Origin of the sequence: Streptomyces sp. NPDC012794, from assembly GCF_042901085.1 — a bacterium.
Lineage (GTDB): Bacteria > Actinomycetota > Actinomycetes > Streptomycetales > Streptomycetaceae > Streptomyces.
In genome coordinates this window covers 267,305-291,704 of record NZ_JBIBCI010000003.1, presented here as the reverse complement: position 1 = coordinate 291,704, position 24,400 = coordinate 267,305, and the positions used below count along the sequence as shown (strand labels likewise).

General features: G+C 73.7%; 23 protein-coding genes. 10 read left to right on the top strand and 13 right to left on the bottom strand.

The window, feature by feature from the left end; genetic code table 11:
* Nucleotides 1–65: 65 nt before the first annotated feature.
* The gene (locus tag ACFY7H_RS07400) at nt 66–1,310 is read left to right on the top strand and encodes an Ig-like domain-containing protein (RefSeq protein ID WP_388934433.1); all 1,245 of its coding nucleotides are present in this window, start codon (nt 66–68) and stop codon (nt 1,308–1,310) included.
* Between the two features lie 147 nt (nt 1,311–1,457).
* Nucleotides 1,458–2,429, top strand: coding sequence for a GNAT family N-acetyltransferase (locus ACFY7H_RS07395; protein WP_388934431.1), 972 nt, complete (start codon nt 1,458–1,460; stop codon nt 2,427–2,429).
* 61 nt (nt 2,430–2,490) lie between these two features.
* Here ACFY7H_RS07395 and ACFY7H_RS07390 read toward each other — a convergent pair whose 3' ends face one another.
* Nucleotides 2,491–3,375, bottom strand: a complete 885-nt coding sequence (locus ACFY7H_RS07390; protein ID WP_388934429.1) for a helix-turn-helix domain-containing protein — start codon at nt 3,373–3,375, stop codon at nt 2,491–2,493.
* A gap of 209 nt (nt 3,376–3,584) precedes the next feature.
* Between ACFY7H_RS07390 and ACFY7H_RS07385 the strand changes: the two genes are divergently transcribed.
* Nucleotides 3,585–4,631, top strand: a complete 1,047-nt coding sequence (locus tag ACFY7H_RS07385; RefSeq protein ID WP_388934426.1) for an NAD(P)-dependent alcohol dehydrogenase — start codon at nt 3,585–3,587, stop codon at nt 4,629–4,631.
* A gap of 27 nt (nt 4,632–4,658) precedes the next feature.
* On the opposite strand, the gene msrA is transcribed toward ACFY7H_RS07385, so the two are convergent.
* From msrA to ACFY7H_RS07365, 4 genes are all read right to left on the bottom strand, one after another.
* A complete protein-coding gene (gene msrA / locus ACFY7H_RS07380) occupies nt 4,659–5,321 on the bottom strand; it encodes a peptide-methionine (S)-S-oxide reductase MsrA (protein ID WP_388934424.1) in 663 nt (220 codons plus the stop codon).
* 104 nt (nt 5,322–5,425) lie between these two features.
* Nucleotides 5,426–6,568 carry a hypothetical protein gene (locus ACFY7H_RS07375; protein ID WP_388934421.1) on the bottom strand — a complete coding sequence of 381 codons (1,143 nt, stop codon included), beginning with the start codon at nt 6,566–6,568 and terminating at the stop codon, nt 5,426–5,428.
* The gene (locus tag ACFY7H_RS07370) at nt 6,565–8,163 is read right to left on the bottom strand and encodes a M48 family metalloprotease (RefSeq protein WP_388934418.1); all 1,599 of its coding nucleotides are present in this window, start codon (nt 8,161–8,163) and stop codon (nt 6,565–6,567) included. The genes ACFY7H_RS07375 and ACFY7H_RS07370 overlap by 4 nt, the downstream gene beginning before the upstream one ends.
* Before the next feature lie 155 nt (nt 8,164–8,318).
* Nucleotides 8,319–9,428 carry a hypothetical protein gene (locus tag ACFY7H_RS07365; RefSeq protein ID WP_388934415.1) on the bottom strand — a complete coding sequence of 370 codons (1,110 nt, stop codon included), beginning with the start codon at nt 9,426–9,428 and terminating at the stop codon, nt 8,319–8,321.
* 118 nt (nt 9,429–9,546) lie between these two features.
* Here ACFY7H_RS07365 and ACFY7H_RS07360 point away from each other — a divergent pair, with 118 nt between their 5' ends.
* The gene (locus ACFY7H_RS07360) at nt 9,547–10,704 is read left to right on the top strand and encodes a cystathionine gamma-synthase (protein WP_388934413.1); all 1,158 of its coding nucleotides are present in this window, start codon (nt 9,547–9,549) and stop codon (nt 10,702–10,704) included.
* A 47-nt stretch (nt 10,705–10,751) separates the two neighbouring features.
* On the opposite strand, the gene ACFY7H_RS07355 is transcribed toward ACFY7H_RS07360, so the two are convergent.
* The 3 genes from ACFY7H_RS07355 to ACFY7H_RS07345 all read right to left on the bottom strand — a co-directional run bounded on the left by ACFY7H_RS07355 (nt 10,752) and on the right by ACFY7H_RS07345 (nt 12,080).
* Nucleotides 10,752–11,003 (bottom strand): hypothetical protein, encoded by a 252-nt coding sequence (locus ACFY7H_RS07355; protein WP_388934410.1) that lies wholly within the window; start codon nt 11,001–11,003, stop codon nt 10,752–10,754.
* Complete coding sequence (locus ACFY7H_RS07350) at nt 11,000–11,449, bottom strand: RNA polymerase (protein ID WP_388934407.1); 450 nt, start codon at nt 11,447–11,449, stop codon at nt 11,000–11,002. The genes ACFY7H_RS07355 and ACFY7H_RS07350 overlap by 4 nt, the downstream gene beginning before the upstream one ends.
* Before the next feature lie 109 nt (nt 11,450–11,558).
* Nucleotides 11,559–12,080, bottom strand: a complete 522-nt coding sequence (locus ACFY7H_RS07345; RefSeq protein ID WP_388934404.1) for a MarR family winged helix-turn-helix transcriptional regulator — start codon at nt 12,078–12,080, stop codon at nt 11,559–11,561.
* Between the two features lie 267 nt (nt 12,081–12,347).
* On the opposite strand from ACFY7H_RS07345, the gene ilvA reads away from it, so the two are divergent.
* The 3 genes from ilvA (at nt 12,348) to ACFY7H_RS07330 (ending at nt 15,598) form a co-directional block, all read left to right on the top strand.
* Nucleotides 12,348–13,580 carry a threonine ammonia-lyase gene (gene ilvA, locus ACFY7H_RS07340; protein ID WP_388934401.1) on the top strand — a complete coding sequence of 411 codons (1,233 nt, stop codon included), beginning with the start codon at nt 12,348–12,350 and terminating at the stop codon, nt 13,578–13,580.
* Between the two features lie 162 nt (nt 13,581–13,742).
* Entirely contained in the window at nt 13,743–14,744 is a 1,002-nt protein-coding gene (locus ACFY7H_RS07335) for an ATP-binding cassette domain-containing protein (protein WP_388934398.1), read from the top strand.
* Nucleotides 14,741–15,598, top strand: a complete 858-nt coding sequence (locus ACFY7H_RS07330; RefSeq protein ID WP_388934394.1) for an ABC transporter permease — start codon at nt 14,741–14,743, stop codon at nt 15,596–15,598. Before ACFY7H_RS07335 ends, ACFY7H_RS07330 begins: the two co-directional genes overlap by 4 nt.
* A 74-nt stretch (nt 15,599–15,672) precedes the next feature.
* Here the strand turns inward: ACFY7H_RS07330 and greA are convergent, their stop codons facing one another.
* The 4 genes from greA to ACFY7H_RS07310 form a co-directional block, all read right to left on the bottom strand.
* Nucleotides 15,673–16,170 (bottom strand): transcription elongation factor GreA, encoded by a 498-nt coding sequence (gene greA, locus ACFY7H_RS07325; protein ID WP_388934392.1) that lies wholly within the window; start codon nt 16,168–16,170, stop codon nt 15,673–15,675.
* A gap of 109 nt (nt 16,171–16,279) precedes the next feature.
* Nucleotides 16,280–16,789, bottom strand: a complete 510-nt coding sequence (locus tag ACFY7H_RS07320; RefSeq protein ID WP_388934390.1) for a cupin domain-containing protein — start codon at nt 16,787–16,789, stop codon at nt 16,280–16,282.
* A gap of 105 nt (nt 16,790–16,894) precedes the next feature.
* A complete protein-coding gene (locus ACFY7H_RS07315) occupies nt 16,895–18,097 on the bottom strand; it encodes a hypothetical protein (RefSeq protein WP_388934387.1) in 1,203 nt (400 codons plus the stop codon).
* A gap of 193 nt (nt 18,098–18,290) precedes the next feature.
* On the bottom strand, nt 18,291–18,704 hold the full coding sequence (locus ACFY7H_RS07310) for a DUF4307 domain-containing protein (protein ID WP_388934385.1): 414 nt from the start codon (nt 18,702–18,704) through the stop codon (nt 18,291–18,293).
* Nucleotides 18,705–18,811: 107 nt separating this feature from the next.
* Between ACFY7H_RS07310 and mca the strand changes: the two genes are divergently transcribed.
* The gene (gene mca, locus ACFY7H_RS07305; RefSeq protein ID WP_388934382.1) at nt 18,812–19,693 is read left to right on the top strand and encodes a mycothiol conjugate amidase Mca; all 882 of its coding nucleotides are present in this window, start codon (nt 18,812–18,814) and stop codon (nt 19,691–19,693) included.
* Between the two features lie 2 nt (nt 19,694–19,695).
* Nucleotides 19,696–19,923: a hypothetical protein gene (locus tag ACFY7H_RS07300; RefSeq protein WP_388934380.1), complete on the top strand. Its 228-nt coding sequence runs from the start codon at nt 19,696–19,698 to the stop codon at nt 19,921–19,923.
* Between the two features lie 189 nt (nt 19,924–20,112).
* On the opposite strand, the gene ACFY7H_RS07295 is transcribed toward ACFY7H_RS07300, so the two are convergent.
* Nucleotides 20,113–23,355 carry a tetratricopeptide repeat protein gene (locus tag ACFY7H_RS07295; protein ID WP_388934378.1) on the bottom strand — a complete coding sequence of 1,081 codons (3,243 nt, stop codon included), beginning with the start codon at nt 23,353–23,355 and terminating at the stop codon, nt 20,113–20,115.
* 142 nt (nt 23,356–23,497) lie between these two features.
* Here ACFY7H_RS07295 and ACFY7H_RS07290 point away from each other — a divergent pair, with 142 nt between their 5' ends.
* Nucleotides 23,498–24,217 (top strand): DUF4344 domain-containing metallopeptidase, encoded by a 720-nt coding sequence (locus tag ACFY7H_RS07290; protein WP_388934375.1) that lies wholly within the window; start codon nt 23,498–23,500, stop codon nt 24,215–24,217.
* The last annotated feature ends 183 nt before the right edge of the window (nt 24,218–24,400 follow it).

Genomic DNA, 24,400 nt, shown 5'->3' with positions numbered 1-24,400 from the left:
CCCGACCCCGGGATAGCAGCCCGGGGTTTCCGGCAACGATGGAGTGACGTGTGAGGACGTACAGCATGCGACGGAGAAGGTCCCTGGTGGCCGTGTCCGCCGTGCTCGGTGGCGTACTGATGCTTTCGGCCTGCAACGACGGGGGTGCCGACAAGCCGCAGGGCAGCGCCGAGGCAGGCAAGTCACAGGCGGAGGTCGACGCGGCAGCGGCCAAGGACGCCTCCAAGGCCCGAATAGCCATCACGCCCAAGGACGGTTCCGCCAACGTCCCGCTGAACGACGGGACGAACGTCGCCGTCAGCGATGGCACGCTCACCAAGGTCGAGCTGAAGAGCTCGGACGGCACCCCCGTCGCCGGCAAGATCGCCGGCGACGGCAAGAGCTGGAAGCCGGACGCCGCCCTGAAGCGTTCCACGAAGTACGCCCTGACGGCGACCGCCAAGGACGCGGCCGGGCGCGAGGCGCACGAGAACGCCACCTTCACCACCCTCTCCCCGGAGAACAGCTTCATCGGCTCCTTCGTCCCGGACGACGGCGAGACGGTCGGCGTGGGCATGCCGGTCTCGATCACCTTCAACAAGCCGATCAAGGACCAGAAGGCCGTCCAGGCGGCCATCAGCGTCAGCTCCAGCAGCGGCCAGGAGGTCGTCGGCCACTGGTTCGGCAACCAGCGGCTCGACTTCCGCCCCGAGCAGTACTGGCAGGCGAACTCCACCGTCACCCTGAAGCTCGCCCTCCAGGGCGTGCAGGGCGCGCCCGGCATCGTCGGCGCGCAGAACAAGACCGTCACCTTCAAGGTCGGCCGGAGCCAGGTCTCCACCGTCGACGTGAAGGCCAAGACGATGACGGTCACCCGTGACGGACAGGTCCTCAAGACCATCCCCATCTCGGCCGGTTCCCCCGAGAACCCGACCTACAACGGCCAGATGGTGATCTCCGAGAAGTTCAAGGAGACCCGCATGGACGGGTCCACCGTCGGCTTCACGAACAAGGAGGGCAAGGGCGAGTACGACATCAAGGACGTCCCGCACGCGATGCGGCTGTCCACGTCCGGCACCTTCATCCACGGCAACTACTGGGGCGCCGACTCGATCTTCGGCAAGGTCAACACCAGCCACGGCTGTGTCGGCCTGAACGACGCCAAGGGCGCCAACGACCCCAACCAGCCCGGCGCCTGGTTCTTCGACAACTCGCTCATCGGCGACGTCGTCACCGTGGTGAACTCCCCTGACAAGACCATCAAGCCCGACAACGGCCTCAACGGCTGGAACATGTCCTGGGCCGAGTGGAAGGCCGGTCCGTCGGCCTGATCCGACGCGGCACGGCACGCGAGACGTAACGGACGGCGGGGAGCCCGGAAGGGCTCCCCGCCGTCCGGCGTCCAAGGGGCGGAAACCGCCAACCCGCCGCCGGAAAAGCCCAGTCGGGTTCACGGGAGAAGCGCTTAGGGTCCTGGCATGACGAAGATCAGCCCGCTGTCCGTCCCCCCGACCGACGCCGAGGCGGACACCTGGTGGGCGGTCCAGACCGCCGCCCACGCCACCGACGCCGCCGGCCTGCCCGCGCTGCCCGCCCCCTCACGCCTCGAAGCCGCCGGACGGCTCAGGGTCCCGCCGCAGCGCGGCCGCCTCGCGCGCTGGACGGCGGGCGACGGCGACGGTCAGGCCGCCCTGCTCCTCTTCACCGAACGCGGCAACACCCACACCGCCTTCCTCGACGAGCTGACCGTACGGCCCGACGCCCGCCGGCGCGGCGTCGGCACCGCCCTGTGGCAGCGGGTCCACCGCGAGCTCCTCGACCAGGGCCGCACCTCCGTCACCACCGTCACCGACCTCGGCGGCCCCGGCCAGGCCTTCGCGGAGGCCCTCGGCTTCGAGAACGTCCTCACCATGGGCTGGTACGTACGCGAACTCGGCCAGGACGGCCCCCCGCCGCTCCCCGCCACCCCCGGCTACGAGCTCCACGTCTGGCCCGGCCTGGTGCCCGACGCCTGGGCGCCGGCCACCGCCGTCGCCCACGGCGCCATGGAGGACGCCCCGAGCGGGGACAGCGAGGAGACCTTCCAGCCCTGGACCGCCGAACGGGTGCGCGGCGCCCAGCGGCTGGTCCTCGACCGGGGCGGCGAGATCACCGTGGTCGCGGCCGTCACCCCCGCCGGAGAGGTGGCCGCGTACACCGTCCTGGTGCTCCCGGACCCCCGGGGCCCGCGCGCCCTCCAGTACGACACCGTCGTCGTACCCGCCCACCGCGGCCACGGCCTGGGCCGCGCGGTCAAACTGCGCATGGAGGTGTACGCCGCGGAGCACCTGCCCGGCCTGCGCCGGATCGGCACCACCGTGGCGGACGAGAACACCCCGATGCGGGCCGTGAACGAATCCCTCGGCTACCACCGCGAACGCGGCGCGGGCCTCTTCCAGTTCAGGCTCTGACCCCGGCCCAGGCCCGGGCCCCAGCCCAGGCCCCGGCCCTGACCTCGGTCCCCGCCGGGGCCTACGCCCGCTCCTCGGCGGGCCGCGGGGACGACAGCGGCGACGGCGCCGTCCAGGACGACAGCAGCCGCAGCGCGTCCGCCGACGGCGAGCCCGGCTCGGCGTGGTACGTCACCAGGAACTGCGCCGGGTCGTCGGGCAGCGTCAGCGTCTCGAAGGACAGCTCCAGCTCGCCCACGATCGGGTGCCGCAGCCGCTTCACCCCGTGCGTCTTGTCCGCCACCGTGTGCGCCGCCCACAGCCGGCGGAACTCCTCGTTCTTCACCGACAGTTCCCCGACCAGCGCCGACAGCCGCTCGTCGTCCGGGTGCTGGCCCGCGTACAGGCGCAGGTTGCTGACCACCTCGCACGCCCGGCACTCCCAGTCCGCGTACAGCTCGGCCGTCGCCTCGTCCAGGAACACCAGCCGCACCAGGTTCCGCTCCGCCACCGGCAGCGCCCCGAAGTCCCCGAAGACCGCCGCCGCGAGCGGGTTCCAGCCGATCACGTCCTGCCGCCGCCCCACCAGGTACGCCGGTACGCCCTCCATCGCGGCCAGCAGCGTGCGCAGCTCCGGCCGGACCTGCTGCGGCCGGGCGGAGCGGCCGCGCCGGCGGGTACGGGGGCTCGCCAGGTGGTTCAGGTGCGCCGACTCGGTACCGCTCAGGCGCAGCGCCCGAGCGATGGCGTCGAGCACCTCCGCCGACACGTTCTGCCCGTGCCCCTGCTCCAGCCGCGTGTAGTACGCCACCGACACCCCGGCCAGCTGCGCCAGCTCCTCGCGCCGCAGACCGGGCACCCGGCGGCGCCGGCCGTGGTCGGGCAGGCCCACGTCGGCGGGGCGCAGCCGCGCGCGGCAGCTGCGCAGGAAGTCCCCGAGTTCGGCTCGCTGATCAAGCTGGTCCATACCGCAAGTATCCCCGCCGGGAGCACCGGGAACGGAGCTCAACCTGACCCCGCCAGGGGTAGGTCCGGCAGTCCTAGGCTCAGCAGGGGGCTGGGTGCGCCGCACGGACCGGGGCATCGTGGGGACATCGCAGAACGGACGCCACGGCACGCGCCGCCCGCACCACGCGGCGCGGCCCCCGCGGCGTCCTCGTCCGAGGAGAACACCCCATGTCCGTTACCCAGGCAGCCGCCTACGCCGCCCCCGCCCCCAAGGCCCCGCTGGAGCGCACCACGATCCCGCGCCGCCCGGTCGGCGAGCACGACGTCCTCATCGAGGTCAAGTACGCCGGCATCTGCCACTCCGACATCCACCAGGCCCGCGACGGCTGGGGCGAGGGCATCTTCCCGATGGTCCCGGGCCACGAGGTCGCCGGTGTGGTCACCGAAGTCGGCCCGGGCGTCTCCCGGTTCGCGGTCGGCGACCGGGTGGGCGTCGGCTGCATGGTCGACTCCTGCCGGGAGTGCGAGTACTGCCTGGCCGGGCAGGAGCAGCACTGCGTGAAGGGCGCGACGGGCACCTACAACGCCCTCGACCGCGACGGCGAACCCACCTACGGCGGTTACTCCACGCACCTCGTCGTCGACGAGAACTACGCCGTTCGCATCCCCGAAGGCCTCTCCCTCGACGTCGCCGCGCCGCTGCTGTGCGCCGGCATCACCCTGTACTCGCCGCTGCGGCACTGGCAGGCGGGCCCGGGCAAGAAGGTCGCGGTCGTCGGCCTCGGCGGGCTCGGCCACATGGGCGTGAAGATCGCCGCCGCACTCGGCGCGGAGGTGACCGTCCTGTCCCAGTCGCTGCGCAAGAAGGAGGACGGCCTGAAGCTGGGCGCCTCCCACTACTACGCCACGAGCGACGGGGCCACCTTCGAGGAGCTCAAGGGCAGCTTCGACCTGATCCTGTCCACGGTGTCGGCGCCGCTCGGCCTGGACCGCTACCTGTCCCTGCTGCGGGTGGGCGGCGCACTCGTGAACGTGGGCGCCCCCGAGGAGCCGGTGGCGCTGAACCTGTTCTCCGTCATCGGCGGCAACAAGACCCTCGCCGGGTCGATGATCGGCGGCATCGCCGAGACCCAGGAGATGCTGGACTTCTGCGCGCGGCACGGCCTGGGCTCGGAGGTCCAGGTGATCCGCGCCGAGGAGATCAACGAGGCGTACGAACGCGTCCTGGCCAGCGACGTCCGCTACCGCTTCGTCATCGACGCCTCGACCATCTGACCCCCGGCCCGGCCGGCGCCCGGGGGATCATCCCGCCGGGGCCACGCCGATCGGGCAGGAGACGCCCGTGCCGCCGATGCCGCAGTAGCCGCCGGGGTTGCGGTCGAGGTACTGCTGGTGGTACGGCTCCGCCGGCCAGAAGGGGCGGTCCGCCGCGGGGAGGACGGCCGTGGTGATCTCGCCGTAGCCGGAGGACGTGAGGACCTTCTGGTACGCCGCGCGGGAGGCCTCGGCGGCCGCCTGGTGGGCGGGGGAGTGGGTGTAGACGGCCGAGCGGTACTGGGTGCCGACGTCGTTGCCCTGGCGGAAGCCCTGGGTGGGGTCGTGGGACTCCCAGAACAGCTTCAGGAGGGCTTCGTAGGAGACCCGGGCCGGGTCGAAGACCACGCGGACGACCTCGGTGTGTCCGGTCCCGCCGGAGCACACCTCCTCGTACAGCGGGTTCTCGGTGTAGCCGCCCTGGTAGCCGGCCAGGGTGGTCCACACGCCGGGGGTCTGCCAGAACTTGCGCTCGGCGCCCCAGAAGCAGCCCAGGCCGAAGTCGGCGACCTCCAGGCCTTCCGGGTAGGGGCCGGACAGCGGGTTGCCGAGGACGGTGTGGCGCTCGGGCAGCGAGAACGGTGCTTCTGCGCGGCCCTCGATGGCTTCCTCGCGGGTGGGGAGCTCGGGGGTGCGGCGGTACGAGAACATGGATTCCCTCCTTGTGGGAGGGACAACGGCCGGGGGCGGGCGGGGATTCCCCGGCCCGCCCCCTTCCGTTCCGCCGACGCGGCGCCGTTACCGCTCCGGCGCCGTTACCCCGCCGGCGTGGTCACGTCCACCGCCCAGTCGCGGGCGTACAGGTAGCGCCGCTTCGGCGACCCGGCGTACGTCCACGGCGCGGCGCCGATGTACCCGTCGACGTGGCGGAACTGCTCGACCGCCTCCGCGTCCCGGTCCTGCCAGAACAGCAGGTAGGCCAGCATGTGCCGCATCCGCGGGGTGCCGGGGTGCTCGTTGCCGGCGGCGGCCAGGTCGGCGAGCGCCGCGTCGGCCGCGGCGACGATCTCCGGCTCCTTGTAGTACGTCTCCGGCAGGAGGTCGTCCTCGTACGTCTCCTGCTCGAAGTGGGCCATGAGGGGGAGCAGGGTGAGCAGGTCGCCCGGCTCGCCGGCGGCCGCCGACGCGCGGGCGAAGTCCATGGCCAGCTCGTGCGAGCCCTGCCACTTCGCGCACCAGTACTGAAGGCCCGCGACGTGCGACCACAGCAGCCTCGGGGCGCGCTCGGTGATCCGCTCCCACAGCTCCCGGTAGCGCTCGTGCGAGTAGCCCAGACCCATGCCGATGGCCTGCTCGACGACGTACGGGGTGGGGTCCGCGGGGTCGGCCAGTTCCTGCGCCTCGTGCGCGTCGGCCTGGGCCGTGGTCAGCAGCTCGTGGAAGAGCCGGAACTGCTCCTGCGTGGTGCGGCTGCCGGACTGGCTGCCGCGTACGTTCCAGGCCACCATCACGCTGGTGTCGGCGTTGACGAGCGCCGCCGTGGGGTCGCCGGGCCGGGCGGCGCGCCAGGCCAGCAGCCACGCGTCGTCCTCGGCGGCCGCCTCGGCCAGCGGGCGCACCCGCTCCAGCCGCTCCTGCCAGTCCTTCCCGGCTGCCTCGACGTACGCGGCCGCCGCCTCCCAGTCGCCCGAGCGGACGGCCTCCAGGACGGCGAGGCGCTCGGCCGGGACCGGCGCCGGGTGGTCGGTGTCGAGGTCGGCTTCCGCGACGAAGCCCAGCGCGACGACGGCAGCCGCCTTGCGGGCCTCCTCGTCGGCTTCGCCGGCCTCGGCCCGCGCGTCCAGGGCGCCGATCTCGGCCTCCAGGCGCTTGGCCTTGCGGATGAGGTACATCCCGCGCAGCACCCAGCAGGCGACGGCCAGCAGCAGGGCGGCGAGGGCGATGAGTACGACGGTCACGGGGCGAGCACCAGCTTCCGCAGGAGTTCGGTGTCGGGCTGGTCGGCGACGGCCGCGTCCAGGGCGGGGCCGAGCTCGTCCTCGAAACCGGGAACGGGGTAGGACAGGACGGCCGGGGCCGACCAGGACAGCTGCCAGCGGGCGGCGCCGCGGGCGAGCAGTTCGACGGTGACCAGCCGGACGAGGGCGCGCCGGACGACGGGCCGGGCGAACTCGCGGGCCGTGCGGCCGGTCGCGGCCTGCGCCTCCTCGGACTTCGGGAAGCGGTCGGCGATCCGCCAGCGCACCGCCGGGTCGGCGTCGACCGCGTCGAGGAAGGCGGCGAGGCCGGGGCCCGCGCCCTCGGCGTCGAGGGCCTCGCCGACCTCCTGCGCGGTCCGGCCGGCGTACGTGGTCATCGCCTGGTGGACGAGGTCCTCCCAGTCCAGGCGGGTGAGCGCGAGGGCCTCGGGGGTGAGGACCGCCTGCTCCAGCGCGGCCAGCGCCTCCTGCGGGGAGGACAGCAGTTCCAGGGCCGGGCGGGCCGCCTGGCCGGCGCGGCCGTCGTCGGGCAGGGCCTCGATGCGGGCCACGCGTTCGGCGAGCGCGGGGTGGGAGTCGTACGGGGAGGCGGGCTCGGTGGACAGCTCGCGGCGCAGGTCCTCCAGCTCGGCGGAGCGCGCGTCGAGGAGCTGCCGGAGGCCGCCGAAGACCTGGCCGGGGCGCGGCAGCAGGCCGGCGCCGACGCCGAGGGTGGCGTACGAGCTCATGTAGAAGTCGTGCGCGGAGCCGATGGCGTTCAGTTCGCGCAGTGCGGAGGCGGCGGAGTCGCGGCCCGCGACGCGGACGGAGGCGAGGTCGGCGGCCAGCTCCTGGCGGCGGGCGGAGGAGAGGGTGGCGCGCATGTAGAACTCGGCGTAGGCGGTGTAGATCCTCGCCATGGTGCGGTAGGTGATGCCCGCGCCGCCGGTGTCGATCTCCTTGGCCTTCTTGCCCTTGGCGAGGCGCTTCCCGGCGCGCTTCTCCTGCCTGGCGCGCTCCTTGGCCTCCGTGCCGGCGGCGCGGTCGTGGAAGTGGCCGATGGTGCGGATCAGCTGGGCGCGGCCGCGGGCGATCAGCGGGGTGAGGCGGGTGTCGAGGTTGGCGTAGTGGCCCATCTCGTGGGCGAGCACGGCGCGCAGCTGCATCTCGTCCAGGCCCGCCATCAGGGGCAGGCCGATGTAGAGGCGGCGGGTGCCGGACCGCAGGCCGAGCAACCGGGCGTCCTCGGCGACGGCCGCGTTGACCTCGTCGATCAGGACGATCTCGTCGGGGGCGCGGGTGCCGACCTGGTCGGCGACGTCGCGGACCGTCCGCCACAGGGCGGGCTCCCGCGCCTCGGTGACGGGGACGCCGGGGAGCGGGTCCTCCCTGGGGGTGCGGAGCATGAACATGCCGCGCACGATCGGGACGGCGAGGACCACCGACACGATGACGATCTTCCCCGCGACGGGGCCGTGCAGCCAGGTGAAAGTGGCCCAGTCGGCGAGTGCGAGCAGGGCGAGCAGGATGACGCCGAGCAGATAGAAGCCGGCGAGCAGGACAAGGGCGCGCAGAGCGCGCAGCGAAGCGCCCATGTGGATGGGGTCCCCCAGGAATGGTGCGCTTTATTGACGCGCACATGATGCAATGTTCACGCGCACCTTATGGCCCGGCGCCGCCGGCCTGCGAACGGGGGTGCCGGTGGGGGAGCGGCCGGGGGCGGACGCGGCCGTCCGCCCCGTACCGCGGGTCAGTGCGGCAGCGTCGCCGGGGAGCCGCCGTTGGCCTCGTAGCCGGCCACCGCCATCGCCCGGGCCACCGCGTACGCGGCCGCCGGGTCCTCCGAAGCCGACCAGGGCAGGGCGCCGACGTAGCCGTCGACGTGCCGGACCTGCTCCATGGCCTCCGCCCAGCGGCCCGTGCCCACCAGGAACCACAGCAGCAGGTGCCGTACGTGCGCCAGCATCGGGTCGTCCGCCCGCGCCTGGTGCACCGCGTACAGGGCCCCCTCCAGCGCCCGCGAGACGACCGCGGTGCGCCCGAAGTCGCTGACCAGGACCGTGTCGGGCATGTTCTCGTACACCGAAAACAGCGGCAGCGCCGCCAGCAGCGAGCCCTGCGGCGCGCGGGCGGCGGCCGCCTGCGCGAAGGCGTCGGCCTTCTCCCGCGAGCCGTGCCACTTCTCGCACCAGTAGTGCAGGGCGGCCAGGTGGGCGCCCATGTGCGCCGGGGCCACGTCGATCACCCGGGCCCACAGGGCGTCGAACTCCGCCTCCGAGTAGCCCAGGCCCCGGGCTACGGCGAGCTCCGTGATGACGGGGACCGGGTCGCCGGGCGACAGCAGCGACGCCTTGCGGCAGGCCTCGCGCGCCTCCTCCAGGATGATCCGGTGGTCGTGCGAACCCACCCCGCCGGAGGACCGCCACGCCTGCTGCACCAGCAGCTCCGCGTGGACCTGTGCGCCGCCCGCGTCCTTCTCCGCCTCCAGCCGCCAGGCCTTCAGCCACGGCGCGCCGGCCCCGGGCTGCTGCGCCAGCTCCAGCGCCGCCGCGCCGCCGAAGGCCTGCACGCGCTGCCAGCGCCGCTCGCCGTCCTTCGGGGTGCCGGCGAGCAGGGCGGACGCGGCCTGCCAGTGGCCGGTGCGCTGGACGTTCTCCAGAGCGTCCATCAGGTCCTGGTCGGGGCCGGGCACCCGGACGTCCAGCTCCTCCTGGCGTACGAACCCGTAGTCCGCGGGGTCGGCGGCATCGGGGCTGCCCGGGGCGACCAGGCGCAGCCCCCCGTCGCGCCGGGCCCGTGTGAACGACCAGACCAAGAGGGCGACCAGGGCGAGCCCCATCAGGACCGAGATAATCTCCATACCGCCAAGCGAACCAGACCGGGCGGCCCAATGGCCAACGGCGGGTGCCGCGCACCGGGCCCGTGCGGGGCCGGTCCAGGAGAGGACCCCGGCGCTGACGGGGCATAGCATCTGCCTCATGAGCGACGACAGCCACGAGCACCAGAGCTTCGAGACCCGCGCGATCCACGCGGGCAACACGGCGGACCCGCAGACCGGTGCGGTCGTACCGCCCATCTACCAGGTGTCCACCTACAAGCAGGACGGCGTGGGCGGACTGCGCGGCGGCTACGAGTACAGCCGCAGCGCCAATCCGACCCGGACCGCGCTGGAGGAGAACCTCGCGGCGCTGGAGGGCGGCCGGCGCGGCCTCGCCTTCGCGTCCGGGCTCGCCGCCGAGGACTGCCTGCTGCGCACGCTGCTCTCCCCGGGCGACCACGTGGTCATCCCGAACGACGCCTACGGCGGCACGTTCCGCCTCTTCGCGAAGGTCGTCTCCCGCTGGGGCGTGGAGTGGTCGGTGGCCGACACCTCCGACGCGGACTCGGTGCGTGCCGCCCTCACCCCGAAGACCAAGGTCATCTGGGTCGAGACCCCCTCGAACCCGCTGCTGGGCATCACCGACATCGCGATGGTCGCCCAGATCGCGCGGGACGCCGGCGCCCGCCTGGTCGTGGACAACACCTTCGCCTCCCCCTACCTGCAGCAGCCGCTGGCGCTCGGCGCCGACGTGGTCGTGCACTCGCTGACCAAGTACATGGGCGGCCACTCCGACGTCGTCGGCGGTGCCCTCGTCACGGCCGACGAGGCCCTGGGCGAGGAGCTGGCCTACCACCAGAACGCGATGGGCGCCGTCGCCGGGCCCTTCGACTCGTGGGTCGTGCTGCGCGGCATCAAGACGCTGGCCGTGCGGATGGACCGGCACGCGGAGAACGCGGCGAAGGTCGTGGAGGCGCTCAAGCGCCACCCGAAGGTCACCAAGGTCCTCTACCCGGGCCTGCCCGAGCACCCGGGCCACGAGATCGCCGCCAAGCAGATGCGCAACTTCGGCGGCATGGTCTCCTTCCAGGTCGCCGGCGGCGAGGAGGAGGCAGTCGCGGTCTGCGGCCGCACCAGGATCTTCACCCTGGCCGAGTCCCTCGGCGGCGTCGAGTCCCTCATCGAGCACCCGGGCCGGATGACGCACGCCTCGGTGGCCGGCTCGGCACTGGAGGTCCCCGCGGACCTGATCCGTGTCTCCGTCGGCATCGAGAACGCCGACGACCTCGTCGCGGACCTCACCCAGGCCCTCGGTTAGGCGCTGCCGTCACGGCACCCCGGCCAGTCCGGGACCGCCCCTGGAGGTCACCAGCCCTCCAGGGGCGGCGAGACCTCGCTCGGCGGGACGGCCCAGGGCCGGGTCAGCGCCGCCCACACCGTGAAGGCCACCGCCGCCGCCCACAGCAGCGCCCAGCCGAACCGGCGCAGCGCCCGCCGGCGGCGCAGCAGCCGCCTGCCGTGCGCCCGGGCCGCCGTCGCCAGACCGGCCGGCACCGCCGGATGCGGGCCGTCGAGCAACCGTCTGACCTGGGCCTCCTTGCGGTCGAGGGGGCTCATGCCGCCTCCGCCGAGGCCGCGGCCGCCGCGCGCAGCACGGCCACCGCCCGGTTGCACACGGCCTCGACCCTCTCCGGCGGCAGCCCCAGCTGCGCGGCCGTGACCTCCTCCGCGACACCCTCGTAGATCCGCATCACCAGCACCAGCCGCTCCTGCGGGCCCAGCGGTGCGAGGACCCCGCCGCCGCGGGGCAGCCGGCGGGCGGTGCGGGCGTACGCGGCGCACAGCTCGGCGCGGGTGTGGTCGTACGGGTCGTCGTCGCGCAGCCGCGCCCAGTGCGCGTACGTACGGGCCAGCGCGCCCGCGAGGATCCGCCGGGCGGCGGGCGCCGCGTCCGGGGGTTCGGCCGTCAGCAGGGCGGCGACGTGCAGCAGCCGCCCCGCCGCGCCCGCGACGAAGGCCTCGAACTCCGCATCCCGCCCCGAGCGCCGGTCCACGGCACCCATGGTGCGGCCGGTGCCACCACCCCGGTCAAGAGGTCGGACACGGCGTTGTGAACGCCGAGGTGGCGTCAGGGCGGCGGCGGGTGCGGGAGCGGCGCGCGCGCCGGCCGGCTCAGGAGGCCGGGCCGCCCTCGGAGACGGCGGACATCAGCTCCGACAGCGAGCCGTTGAAGCGGGTCAGCAGCGCGGTGAACACCTCGCGCTCCTCCTGCGACCAGCCCTCCGTCACCCGGGCCATCAGCTCGCGCCGCGAGGAGCGGACCTCCTCCAGACGGGCCAGGCCGCGCGGCGACAGCGCCAGCACCACGGCCCGGCCGTCCTCGGGGTGCGAGGTGCGCTTGACCAGGCCGCTGTCGACGAGCGGGGCGACCTGGCGGGTGACGGTGGACGAGTCGATGCCCATCCCGCCCGCGAGGGCCTTCACCCCCATCGGGCCTTCCAGGTCGAGCCGGTTCAGCAGCAGGTACGCGGCGCGGTCCATCGAGTTGCGGGCCTGGCCGACACCGCCCAGGCGGGTCTGCTCGGCCCGGCGGGCGAAGACGGCCACCTGGTGCTGGAGCGCGTCGAGGAGTCCCGCTCCGGCGGGCGCTTCGGCCGCCGCGGGCAGGTCGGAACTGGCCGGGATCGAGGGCATGGCCGTGGGCTCTCTTCGCATGGGGCCGACAGGGATGGGGGACAGAGTACGCGGCCCCGCGTCGGCTCGTACGCCGCGTTTGACAACTGATACGGCCCCCGGCCGCGGCCGTGGGGGGAGTGTCCCGCATGGCCGGATTCCGCCCCCCGTGCGGCCCTTGTGCGCTCTCCCCGCCGCCCCGGCGCGGTCCGCGCGCGGCGTTCCCCCGGATCCCGCGGCCGGGTCCGTCCCTGAGCCGGGGCCCCCGCGGGCTGCGAGACTGGCCGCATGAACTACCGCGTGCCCGTGCCCGTCCCGCAGGTCATCCTCGACGACGTCCGGGGGGCCCAGAAGATGCTGTCGGGCGTGTCCAGGGTGACGCCGATGGAGGGCAGCCGGCACCTGTCGGCCCTCACGGGCTCCCCCGTCCACTTCAAGTGCGAGAACCTCCAGCGCACCGGCTCCTTCAAGTTGCGCGGAGCTTACGTGCGCATCGCGGGCCTGCGCCCCGAACAGCGCGCCGCCGGAGTCGTCGCGGCCAGCGCGGGCAACCACGCCCAGGGCGTGGCGCTGGCCTCCTCCCTGCTCGGGGTCCGTTCCACCGTGTTCATGCCGGTCGGTGCCCCGCTGCCCAAGGTGGCCGCCACCCAGGAGTACGGCGCGGAGGTGCGCCTGCACGGCCAGGTCGTCGACGAGACCCTCGCCGCCGCCCAGGAGCACGCCGACCGCACCGGGGCGGTGTTCATCCACCCCTTCGACCACCGCGACATCATCGCCGGCCAGGGCACGGTAGGCCTGGAGATCCTGGAGCAGTGCCCCGAGGTGCGCACGATCCTCGTCGGCATCGGCGGCGGCGGGCTCGCCGCCGGCATCGCCGTCGCGGTCAAGGCGCTGCGCCCGGACGTGAAGGTGGTCGGCGTCCAGGCGGAAGGGGCCGCCGCGTACCCGCCGTCCCTGCGGGTCGGGCACCCCGTGTCGATCGAGAACCCGAACACGATGGCGGACGGCATCAAGGTCGGCCGCCCCGGGGACGTCCCCTTCGCGATCATCGGGGAGCTGCTGGACGACGTACGGACCGTGTCCGAGGACGCCCTGTCCAGCGCCCTGCTGCTGTGCCTGGAGCGGGCCAAGCTGGTGGTGGAGCCCGCCGGGTGCAGCACCGTGGCGGCCCTGCTGAGCGAGCCGGAGCTGTACGGGAACGGGCCGGTGGTCGCCGTACTGTCCGGCGGCAACGTGGACCCGCTGCTGCTCCAGCGGATCCTGCGGCACGGCATGGCGGCGGCGGGCCGTTACCTGTCGCTGCGGCTGCGGGTCGCCGACCGGCCGGGGGCGCTGGCGGGGCTGCTGGCGGTGCTGTCGACGGTGGACGCCAACGTGCAGGACGTCAGCCACGTACGCACGGATCCGCGGCTCGGGCTGACCGAGGTCGAGGTGGAGCTGCACCTGGAGACGAAGGGGCCCGAGCACTGCGCGGAGGTCGCCCGCTCCCTGCACAGCGCGGGATACCGGGTCATGGCCTGACCCTGGCGGCCCCGATGCCCCCGTTCCGCGCGAAAACCGTGGCGGGACGCGATATGACGCGATACGGTGCCGGTGCGCGCCGGGCGGACACGGCCCGGCGACCCTAGGCTTGCCTGGGAACGCCCAGAATCTGCCGGCCCCATCGCTCAGGGAGAACCCCCTATGCCAGGCGCCATATACGCCGAAGGCCTGGTCAAGTCCTTCGGTGACGTACGGGCACTGGACGGCGTGGACCTCGATGTCCCCGAAGGCACCGTCCTGGGCCTGCTCGGCCCGAACGGTGCCGGCAAGACCACGACCGTGCGCGTCCTGACCACCCTGCTCCAGCCCGACAGCGGCCACGCCGTCGTCGCCGGGATCGACGTACTCAAGCACCCCAACGAGGTGCGCCGCTCCATAGGTCTCTCCGGCCAGTTCGCCGCCGTCGACGAGTACCTCACCGGCCGCGAGAACCTCCAGATGGTCGGCCGGCTCTACCAGATGAACGCCAAGGCGGCCCGGGCCCGGGCCGTGGAGCTCCTGGAACGCTTCAACCTCGCCGACGCCGCCGACCGCACCGCCAAGACCTACTCCGGCGGCATGCGCAGACGCCTCGACCTCGCCGCCGCCCTCGTCGTCCGCCCGCCGGTGATGTTCATGGACGAACCCACCACCGGCCTCGACCCGCGCAACCGTCAGGCCCTGTGGGACGTCATCGAGGAACTCGTCGCGGGCGGCACCACCCTGCTCCTCACCACCCAGTACCTGGAGGAGGCCGACCGGCTCGCCCACGACATCTGCGTGGTCGACCACGGCAAGGTCATCGCCCGCGGCACCTCCGACCAGCTCAAGGCGCAGACGGGCGGAGAACGCGTCGAGGTCGTCGTCCACGAACGCGACCACATCACCACCGCCCGCGAGGTCCTCGCCGGCTTCGGCAAGGGCGAGACCACCGTCGAGGAGCACACCCGCAAGCTCACCGTCCCGGTGCGGGGCGGCGCCAAGCTGCTCGCCGAGGTCATCCGCGAACTGGACGCGCGGGGCATCGAGATCGACGACATCGGCCTGCGCAGGCCCACCCTCGACGACGTGTTCATCTCCCTCACCGGCCACGCGGCCCAGCTGACCACCGACGAGAACGGCACCCCGGAGGCCGCCCGCGGCCGCGAGGAGGCGGCGAAGTGACCATCACCTCCCCCCGTACGGAGCCCACCGCCCCCCGCCCCGGCGGGGGCATCACCCAGGGCGTCAGGGACTCCCTGGTCATCGCCCGGCGCAACCTCGTGCGGATGGCGCGGATACCCGAGGTGGTGATCTTCGGACTCATACAGCCGGTGATGTTCGTCGTGCTGTTCAGCTACGTCTTCGGCGGTTCCATCGCCGTGGGCGGCAGCACCTCGCCGGCCGCCTACCGCGAGTTCCTGATGGCCGGCATCTTCGCCCAGACCGTCACCTTCGCCACCGCCGGAGCCGGCGCGGGCATCGCCGACGACATGCACAAGGGCCTGATCGACCGCTTCCGCTCGCTGCCCATGGCCCGCGGCGCCGTCCTCACCGGCCGCACCCTCGCCGACCTCGTCCAGACCATGCTGACCGTGGTCGTCCTCGCCGTCGTGGCCCTGTTCGTCGGCTGGCGCACCCACGAGAACATCGGCAAGGTCCTCGCAGGCTTCGCCCTGCTGCTCCTGCTCGGTTACGCATTCTCCTGGATCGGCGCCCTGATCGGCCTGTCCGTGCGCACCCCTGAGGCGGCCACCTCGGGCGGCCTGATCTGGCTCTTCCCGCTGACGTTCATCTCGAACGCCTTCGTCCCCTCCGAGAACATGCCGGCCTTCCTGCGGCACATCGCGGAGTGGAACCCCTTCAGCGCGACCGTCCAGGCGGCCCGCGAGCTCTTCGGGAACCTCCCCGAGGGCTACCCGGTGCCGCAGGCCTGGCCCATGCAGCACCCGGTCGCGGCGTCCGTCCTCTGGTCGCTGCTGATCATCGTGGTCTTCCGGACCCTGGCCGTACGCAAGTACCGCTCGGCGAGCGCCTGAGACCCGGGAACGCGCAGGAGCCCCCGCCGGACCGGGTCCGGCGGGGGCTCCTACGCGTACGTGCCAAAGGGTGATCAGCCGGTGAAGGGCTTGACGGCCAGGATCTTGACCGTGGCCTTCTTGCCGTTCGGCAGCTCGTACTGGGCGTCGTCGCCGACCTTCTTGCCGTTCACGCCGGCGCCCAGCGGGGACTGCGGCGAGTAGGTCTCGAAGTCGCCGGACGCGTACTCGCGGGAGGCCAGCAGGAACTCCAGGGTGTCGTCCTCGTCGCCGTCGAAGGCGATCGTGACGAGGGTGCCCGGCGCGACCTCTCCGTCGGAGGCGGGGGCCGTGCCGACCTTGGCGTTCTCCAGGAGCTGCGTGAGCTGGCGCACCCGCAGTTCCTGCTTGCCCTGCTCCTCCTTGGCCGCGTGGTAACCGCCGTTCTCGCGCAGGTCGCCCTCCTCGCGGGCAGCCGCGATCTTCATGGCGATCTCCGTGCGGGCGGGACCAGAGAGGTAGTCCAGCTCGGCCTTCAGCTGGTCGTACGCCGCCTGGGTCAGCCAGGTGACGCTCTCGCTCGTCTGGGTCACGGGTGCTCCTCGTCGGTACAGGGGACTACTTAGCCGCCAGCGGCGGGCGAAACCACGAGCCTAACAATTCGGGAAGAAAAGGGGGAGGACACCCTGCGTATGAAGTGTGTCATTGGACCAGGGGAGCGCGCGCGGCCTCCCAGACGGTGCTGGTCCCGAAATACGAGTCGTACAGCTCCTGGACCTCCAGCAGGCTCTCCGGCGGCACCGACCCGTACCGGATGCGCTCCAGGTGCCGGAAGTACTCGAACCGCTCCACCCCCGGGGTGATGATCACCAGCATCTCGGCGGTCTCCCCGGGGGCGGCGGCGAAGGCGTGCTGCTGTCCCGGCGGCACGATGACGACGTCCCCGGCCCCCGCGGTGACCACCTTGTCGCCGGCCAGCAGCTGAGCCGTCCCGTCGACCACGTAGAACATCTCGGCGGACCGTCCGTGGTGGTGCGGGCGGGCGCCGTCGGCGCCCTCGCCCAGGGTCACGCGCATGCTGGACAGGGCCCCGCCGGCGGCCGCACTGTCGGCCAGGAGCCGGACGGCGGAGTCGGACCCGAACCGGATCTCCTCGGCGTCGGCGGCGCGCACGACCACGGCGTCGTCGAAGTCAGGGACGAAGAGTGACATGGCGGCTCCTGGCGCTCGGATGGCGGAACACCCCAGTCCACCCCGCCCGGGGCGTGCCGCGCACGCCCCGGGCCGCCGTCTGTCACCTCGGCCGGCGCCCGCTCGTCAGCGCTCGTAGTTGGTCAGGACGCAGCCCTCGACCTGAGCCTTCTCCAGCCGGTACCCGGCCGGCGCGGTGAAGCCGGCCTCGCAGTTCAGGGAGAGGAACTGGAGCTGGTAGAGCCCGTGGCGCAGGCTCTCGTTGTTGGTCTCCACGGCGATGTCCGTACCGACCAGCAGCTTGCTCTTGGTGGCCCTCGGCCGGCCCGCCCGCAGGTCGGCCAGCTGCGCCGTCTTGGCCTTGGCCTGGAGGGTCTTCATGTCGGAGACGGTGTTCAGCCAGTTCAGGTCGTGCGCGCGCCGTTCCCCGCCGAGCTGGCCGCAGACGGCCCGCTTGCCGATCCCCCAGGAGCGGGGGTCGCCGTCGACGACCGGCTGGTAGTCGATCGACTCGACGTGCTCGTCGGTGACGGTCATGCGCGTGCAGTCCACCCCGCCCTGGCCGACGAGCTTCCTCAGCTCCTCGATGCTGCCGGCGCTCGGCAGGCCCAGGCTGCCGGTGGCCGGCTGGCCCGGCTTCTCGGCTCCCGCCGTCCGCTCGGTGGCGGGGTCGCGGACCGGCCCGCGGAAGGGGCTGCCCTGCCCGTCCGCACTGTTGACGTAGTCGGTGAGGACGCAGCCCTCGACCAGGGCCTTCTCCTTCTTGAACCCCTCGGGCACGTAGACGTCGGGGTTGCAGCTCAGGATGCGCAGGTCGGAGCCGGCGGGGTCGACCAGGGACACGGCGGTGGCGGTCTTGAGCGCGGTCAGCGCGAAGGTCTTGCCCACGACGGTGCGGCTGGCGAGGTCGTGTTCCTCGCGGCCCTCGGCGAGCAGCTTCGCGGCGTTGTCCTTGGCGGCCTGCTGGAAGGCCTTCATGTCCGGGGTGAGGAAGAGGACGATCTCGCCCCGCGCCTTCTTGTCCGTGCAGACGCCGCGCTCCGTGATGGACCAGTCCCCGACGCCGATGAAGCCGCTGAGCGGCACGCGGCGGTCGTTGGGGTCGGTGCTCAGGTTCTCGCAGGACGTGTACTTCCGCACGTGCGCCTGCGCCCCGGCCAGCGTGGCGGGCGCGGAGCCGGCGGCCGCCGGGGAGGCCTGGGCGGAGGCCGAGGCGCTCGCGGCCGGGCCCGCCCCGGGCGGCGGCTTGGCGGGGTCATCACAGGCGGTGGCGAGGACCGTGAGCGAGGCGAGGGCTGCGGTGGCGGCGAGCATCCGCTGGAGGCGCATGGGTGTCTTCCGTCGGCTGGACCTGGCACGGGGGATGGCGTGCACATGCTAAGCAACGGGCATGATCATGATCAAAGACGCGGCGCCGGGTCCGACCCCCGGGTTTCCGCGGACCGGAGTCGCGGCGGGCCTGGGCTTCCGCAGGCCCGCGGTACGGGTGCGCGGTGCGGGTCCGCGCACGGGTCCGCGGGTCTCAGCCGGCGCTGCCCGCCGGCTGGCAGCCGACGAGCTCCACCATCGTGGCGCGGCCCGTGGTCTTCAGGGTGACCACCTCGTCCACCCGCTCCTCCGCCTGCCCGAACGTGAAGTCGGCACGGCCCACCTCGCCGTGCTCCTCGTCCTGGGAACTCAGGGTGCACACACCGGTGACCGAGGCCTCCTTGCGGATCTCCAGGTGCACCTGGACCTCGCTGTCGGAGACGATCTGGAACTTGATCACCTCGGCGCTGACGCTCTGCCCGCCGACGTAGTCCCAGCCGATCCAGCCGACCACGGCCAGCAGCCCGACCCCGAGCAGCGACCCGACGACCTTCAGCTTCCGGTCCGCGCGCTCGTCCGCCGACCGTCCGTACCGGCCCTCGGGAAGCCCTTCGCGCACCGCGCTCATGATCGAATCCTCTCGTCGGGAAGGGGTGGCACAGCCAGGAATTTTCCCTCCCCCGATTCGGTCAATATAGAGGCTGACCGTCGCGCCGAATCGCAGAGGATCCTGTCTTGACCGAGCAGCTTCGACTGATGGCCGTCCATGCCCACCCCGACGACGAGTCGAGCAAGGGCGCGGCCACGATGGCCAAGTACGTATCCGAGGGGGTGCCGGTGCTCGTCGTCACCTGCACCGGCGGCGAGCGCGGCTCCGTGCTGAACCCCAAGCTCCAGGGCGACAAGTACATCGAGGAGAACATCCACGAGGTGCGCGCCAGGGAGATGGACGAGGCCCGCGAGATCCTCGGCGTCGAGCAGGAATGGCTCGGTTACGTCGACTCCGGCCTCCCCGAGGGCGACCCGCTGCCGCCGCTGCCCGAGGGCTGCTTCGCCCTCGCGGACGTGGACGAGGCCGCCGGAGAGCTGGTGAAGAAGATCCGCGCCTTCAAGCCGCAGGTCATCACCACCTACGACGAGAACGGCGGCTACCCGCACCCCGACCACATCATGACCCACAAGATCACGATGGTGGCCTTCGACGGCGCGGCCGACACCGAGAAGTACCCCGAGGCCGAGTACGGCGCCCCGTACCAGCCGCAGAAGCTCTACTACAACCAGGGCTTCAACAAGCCGCGCACCATCGCCCTCCACGAGGCGCTCCTCGCCCGCGGCCTGGAATCCCCCTACGGGGAGTGGCTGGAGCGCTGGAAGGAGTTCGAGCGCACCGAGCGCACCCTCACCACGCACGTCCCGTGCTCCGACTTCTTCGAGATCCGCGACAAGGCCCTCATCGCGCACGCCACGCAGATCGACCCGGACGGCGGCTGGTTCCGCGTCCCGATGGAGATCCAGAAGGAGGTCTGGCCCACCGAGGAGTACGAGCTCGCCAAGTCGCTCGTCAACACCTCCCTCCCCGAGTCCGACCTCTTCGCGGGCATCCGGGAGAATGTGTAGCCATGAGCGCTACGCAGGCCGCAGTCACCCAGCTCCTTCCGCTGGCCGCCGACACCTTCGACAAGAACAAGGTGACCCCCGGACTCCTGGGGTTCGTCGTGTTCGCCGCCCTCGCCCTCGGCGTGTGGGGCCTGATGAAGTCGATGAGCAAGCACATGGGGCGCGTCGACTTCCAGGAAGCCCCCGAGCCGGCCGCCGCCACCCCGGCCGCCGACGCCCCCAAGGCGTAGGACCCCGCGCACGGCGCGACAGCGCCGTCCCGCCCCACACCCGGGCGGGACGGCGCCCCCGCGCGCGCCCCTACGCCCCGGCCGGACGGCGCCCCGCGTCCGCCTGCACCTCCGGTGGCTACGGCGCCCCCCGTCCGCCTGCACCTCCGGCCCCGGCCCCGCGCGGGTACGGCGCCTCCGCGCCCGCCCCTACGCCTCCGGCACGGCCACCCCCATCACCTCCCGCGCCCGCAGGCCCGGGACCAGGCCCAGCCGCCACGCCTGCCAGCCCTCCGCCGGGTCCGCCCCCCGCGCCAGCACCACCCCGTACGTCTCCAGGCAGTCCTCCAGCCGGCCGTCACGCAGCGCATGCGGCGCCGCCACCAGCCGCGCCAGCTCCGCCCGCGCCTCCTCCACCACCGCGTCACCCCCACCCGCGTACGGCAGCATCGTGCAGCGCAGGAACCGCGCCCAGTCCTCCCCGCGCCGGTCCCCGTACGACACGAACAGCCGCACCGCGTCCTCGCACAAGCCCACCGCCTGCGCCGCCCGCGCGTTCCCCGCGTCGATCACCGCCAGCTCCACGCACGTCCACGCCTCCCCGTGCGCCAGCCCGATCCGCCGGAAATCGGCCCGCGCGTCCACCAGCAGCTGCCGCGCGAAACCCGAGTTCCGCAGGTTCCCCGTCTGCGCCGCCCGCTGGTCCCGCGTCACCCGGCCCGACTGGTAGCGGGCGTGCGCCAGCCCGTACACGTCCCGCATCCGCGAGAACATCGTCCGGGCCCGCTCCAGCTCCCGCACCGCCCGGTCCCGCTCACCGGCCTCCTCCAACGCCTGCCCCAGGTGGTACAGCGTCCACGCCTCACCCCGCGCGTCCTCCGCCACCCGGTGCCGCGCCAGCGCGTCCCGCAGCCGCTCCAGCGCCCCCTCCGGATCCCCGTCCACCACCCGGGCCCGCCCCAGCTGCGTCAGCGCCCACGCCTGACCGCGGTCGTCCCGCGTCCGCCCGTACAGCTCCAGCGCCAGCCGGAGCTCCTGCTCCGCCCGCGCCACCCCGCCCGTCCGCAGGTACACCTGCCCCAGCTGGAAGTGCGCCCACGCCTCACCGTGCACGCTCTCGCTCTCCCGGTGCAGCACCAGCGACCGCTCCAGCAGCTCCAGCGCCTCCGCCAGCCGCCCCCGGTCCCGCTCCACCGCCCCCAGCGCGTGCAGCGCCCACGCCCGGTCACCCGCCAGCTCCTGCGGCTCCTGCAACGCCAGCGCCTCCCGGATCCGCGCCGCCGCCTCCGGCAGATTGCCCTGATGGTGCAGCGTGATCCCGAGCGACACCAGCGCCATCCCCGCGCCCGCCTCCTGCCGGGCCTCCCGGTACTGGTCCACCAGCGAGGTCAGCGTCGTCCGCGACTTGTCCAGCTCGCCCAGCTGACGCGCCGCGATCCCCGTACGCCACTGCACCGAACGGTTCAGCCGCCCCCGGTCCACCGCCCGCGTCAGCTCGTTGATCTCCCCGAGCCGGTACAGGTCCCCGCGCAGCAGACAGAAATCGCACAACGCCCCCAGCAGATCCAGCACCGCCTGCTGGTCCACCCCCTCCGAATGCCGCAGCGCCGCCGTGATGAAGCTCGACTCGTCGTCCAGCCAGCGCAGCGCCGCGTCCAGCGAGCCGAAACCGTGCCCCCCGACCGCGTCCGACCTCAGCACCGCGTTCGACCGCGTCGACATCTTCCCGTCGACCATCCGGATCACCGAGTCCGCGAGCCGCGCGTAGTCCCGGATCAGCCGCTCGTGCGCGGCCGCCGCCTCCGCCCGCTCCTCGTCCGCCTCCAGCCGCGCCGCCGCGTACGCGCGCACCGCGTCGTGCATCCGGTACCGCTCCCCGCGTACGAGGTCCAGCAGACCCGCCCGCGCCAGCTCCCCCAGCAGCCGCCCGGCCTCCACCCGCTCCGCACCGGCCAGCGCCGCCGCCGCGGCCGCTCCCAGCGAAGCCCGCCCCGCCAGCGTCAGCCGCCGCAACAGCCGCCGCCGCTCCTCCGGCAGCCGTACGTAGGCCAGCTCCAGGGCGTGCTCCAGACCCCCGCCCCCACCACCGTCCGAGGCCCGCGCCGACCCCAGCGGAGCCAGCACCCGCAGCGCCAGCGGCAGCCCCGCCCCCAGCTCCAGCAGCCCCGACAGCGCGGCCCCCTCCGGCGCCGGCTCACCCGCCGCCCGCGCCCCCGCGCGCAGCACCCCGGCCGCCTCCTCCCGCGCCAGCCGCACCACCGGCAGCCGGTGCGTCCACGCCGCCAGGCCCTCCGGCAGCTCCAGCGGCTCCCTGGCCGTGACCAGCACCAGGCTCTCCGAGCGCTCCGGCACGAGCGCCCGTACCTGCTCCGGATCCACCGCGTCGTCCAGCACCACCGTCACCGGCGACCCCTGGAGGTGCTGGTGGTACAGCTCCGTCAGCCGGCGCACCTGCGACTCCGCCGACGCGCCCTCACGGAACAGCAGCTGCTCCCGCGGCGCCCCCAGCCGGTTCAGCAGGTGCAGCAACGCCTCCCGCGTCGACAGCGGCGCCTCGCCCGCCCCGGTGGACCCGCCCCGCAGATCCACCACGCACGCCCCGCGGAACTGGTCCCGCAGCGCGTGCGCCGCCCGCAGCGCCAGCGCCGTACGCCCCACCCCCGGCTCGCCGTGCAGCACCACCACCACCGGCCGGGTCTCCGTACTGGCCCGCGCCGCGCCCACCCACTGCGCGATCCGGGTCAGCTCCGCCCGCCGGCCCGTGAACAGCGCGTCGGCGTCCGGGAGCTGCCCGAACGACTGCTCCAGCATGCCGCGCCGACGGGCCTCCGCGCTGCGGTCACCCCCGCGCGGCAGCGGCGCCACGCCGCCGCTGCCGTTGACGGCCCCGCCGCCGGCGGAGGCCCGGGACCGCGACGGGCCCCGCACCGCGGCCGCCGCGACCGCCCGCTCCTGCTCCAGGAACGGCCGGATCCCGCGCACCTCCAGCGCCGTCAGCCACTGCAGCCGCAACTGCTCCGGCCCGCCCGGGCGGCCCGCGGCCCCGGCCCGGCGGTTCGCCGCGGGCACGTGCAGGGCGGTCACCGTGGCCACCGTCGCCGCCGCCCCCGCGACGCCCACGACGATGCCCGCGCTGACCGCCGTCCCCGCCGCCACCCCGAAGGCCAGGTCCGCCCCCACGGCGGCGGCCGCCGCGACCCCCGACACGAACAGCGACGCCCCGGTGCTGCCCCGCCGGAAGGCCTCCCCGAGGGACCGCTCGCCGGCGGCGGCCTCGTCCAGGGCGGCCACGTACGCCGCGTACTCCTCCCCGGCGGCCGCCGCGATCCCGTCCAGCGCCTCCCGCCCCCGCGCGAACAGCGCCTCGCGGTCCCCCGCCCCCGCCCGCCGGACCTCCTCCTCGACGGCCCGGGCCAGCACCCGTTCGGCCTCGACACGATGGCTGTCCCGCATCGGCATCCTCCTCGGAGAGCTCCGGAAACGTGCGCCAAGTGTCCTGCGGGACAGGGCGCAGCGCGAGGAATCTGAGCTATTTCAGAGGGAGTTGAGCATCGACGGACATCCGCGTGCATATATGTACGCCTAGGCTGGGCGCATGACCCCGCGCTGGACGGCCCTGGCCCTGTGCGCGGCCCTCCTCGCGGCCTCGTCCGGCTGCGGGAAGGAGCCGCCGGCCCCCGGTTTCGCCATCCGGTACGAGGACCCCGACCGGCCCGACGAGGACCACGCCGCCCTGCTGCGCTCCCGCAGGCCCGTCGAACGGGCCGTCGAAGCCCTCAACGCCTACCTCCGCCTCCCGGCCCGGGTCACCGTCCTCGCCCGCTCCTGCGCGGGCGAGGGCACCGGCTACGACCCGGACGCCCGCCGCATAGAGCTCTGCTACGACGACCTCGCGGAGGAGCGGGCCCTCCTGGGCGACGACGAAGCCGCCGCCGACGTCACCACCGAGACCGTCCACCACGAGGCGGGCCACGCCCTCATCGACCTCCTCGGGCTGCCCGTCGCCTCCGACCGGGCGGAGGAGGACGCCGCCGACCGCTTCGCCGCGTTCATGCTGATCCGCGAGGGCCCGCGGGGAGAACGCGCCCTGCGCGCCGCCGCCGAGGCGTACCGGCTGTCGCCACCCGCGGACCCCGGCCCGGACGAGCACGCCCCGCCCGCCGCCCGCGCGGCCGCCCACCTCTGCCTGCTGCACGGCGCGGCCCCCGACCGCCACCCGGACCCGGCCCCCCGCCCCCACGCCTGCACCCCCACGTGGCCCACCGTCCGCGACACCTGGACCCAAGCCCTGACCCCCCTCCTCCGGCACCCCTGAGCGCCGGGCATCACTGCCCTTGCTGTTTCGGGGGCCTTCGCGGCCGGGGCGCTCGTCTACCGCCGGACCGCACCGTCGAAGGGGGAAGGGGAAGGCCCCGGGGCGCCGCCAGTATCCAGGTGCGCCCTACAGATGACCGCCGGCATCTGCGATGCGACGGCGCGGGGCGGATCCACGACCGCT

Coding starts and splice junctions, on each gene's coding strand:
- ACFY7H_RS07400 (WP_388934433.1), top strand. CDS start 66: ATGCGACGGAGAAGGTCCCTGGTGGCCGTGTCCGCCGTGCTCGGTGGC.
- ACFY7H_RS07395 (WP_388934431.1), top strand. CDS start 1,458: ATGACGAAGATCAGCCCGCTGTCCGTCCCCCCGACCGACGCCGAGGCG.
- ACFY7H_RS07390 (WP_388934429.1), bottom strand. CDS start 3,375: ATGGACCAGCTTGATCAGCGAGCCGAACTCGGGGACTTCCTGCGCAGC.
- ACFY7H_RS07385 (WP_388934426.1), top strand. CDS start 3,585: ATGTCCGTTACCCAGGCAGCCGCCTACGCCGCCCCCGCCCCCAAGGCC.
- msrA (WP_388934424.1), bottom strand. CDS start 5,321: ATGTTCTCGTACCGCCGCACCCCCGAGCTCCCCACCCGCGAGGAAGCC.
- ACFY7H_RS07370 (WP_388934418.1), bottom strand. CDS start 8,163: ATGGGCGCTTCGCTGCGCGCTCTGCGCGCCCTTGTCCTGCTCGCCGGC.
- ACFY7H_RS07365 (WP_388934415.1), bottom strand. CDS start 9,428: ATGGAGATTATCTCGGTCCTGATGGGGCTCGCCCTGGTCGCCCTCTTG.
- ACFY7H_RS07360 (WP_388934413.1), top strand. CDS start 9,547: ATGAGCGACGACAGCCACGAGCACCAGAGCTTCGAGACCCGCGCGATC.
- ACFY7H_RS07355 (WP_388934410.1), bottom strand. CDS start 11,003: ATGAGCCCCCTCGACCGCAAGGAGGCCCAGGTCAGACGGTTGCTCGAC.
- ACFY7H_RS07350 (WP_388934407.1), bottom strand. CDS start 11,449: ATGGGTGCCGTGGACCGGCGCTCGGGGCGGGATGCGGAGTTCGAGGCC.
- ACFY7H_RS07345 (WP_388934404.1), bottom strand. CDS start 12,080: ATGCCCTCGATCCCGGCCAGTTCCGACCTGCCCGCGGCGGCCGAAGCG.
- ilvA (WP_388934401.1), top strand. CDS start 12,348: ATGAACTACCGCGTGCCCGTGCCCGTCCCGCAGGTCATCCTCGACGAC.
- ACFY7H_RS07335 (WP_388934398.1), top strand. CDS start 13,743: ATGCCAGGCGCCATATACGCCGAAGGCCTGGTCAAGTCCTTCGGTGAC.
- ACFY7H_RS07320 (WP_388934390.1), bottom strand. CDS start 16,789: ATGTCACTCTTCGTCCCTGACTTCGACGACGCCGTGGTCGTGCGCGCC.
- ACFY7H_RS07315 (WP_388934387.1), bottom strand. CDS start 18,097: ATGCGCCTCCAGCGGATGCTCGCCGCCACCGCAGCCCTCGCCTCGCTC.
- ACFY7H_RS07310 (WP_388934385.1), bottom strand. CDS start 18,704: ATGAGCGCGGTGCGCGAAGGGCTTCCCGAGGGCCGGTACGGACGGTCG.
- ACFY7H_RS07300 (WP_388934380.1), top strand. CDS start 19,696: ATGAGCGCTACGCAGGCCGCAGTCACCCAGCTCCTTCCGCTGGCCGCC.
- ACFY7H_RS07295 (WP_388934378.1), bottom strand. CDS start 23,355: ATGCGGGACAGCCATCGTGTCGAGGCCGAACGGGTGCTGGCCCGGGCC.
- ACFY7H_RS07290 (WP_388934375.1), top strand. CDS start 23,498: ATGACCCCGCGCTGGACGGCCCTGGCCCTGTGCGCGGCCCTCCTCGCG.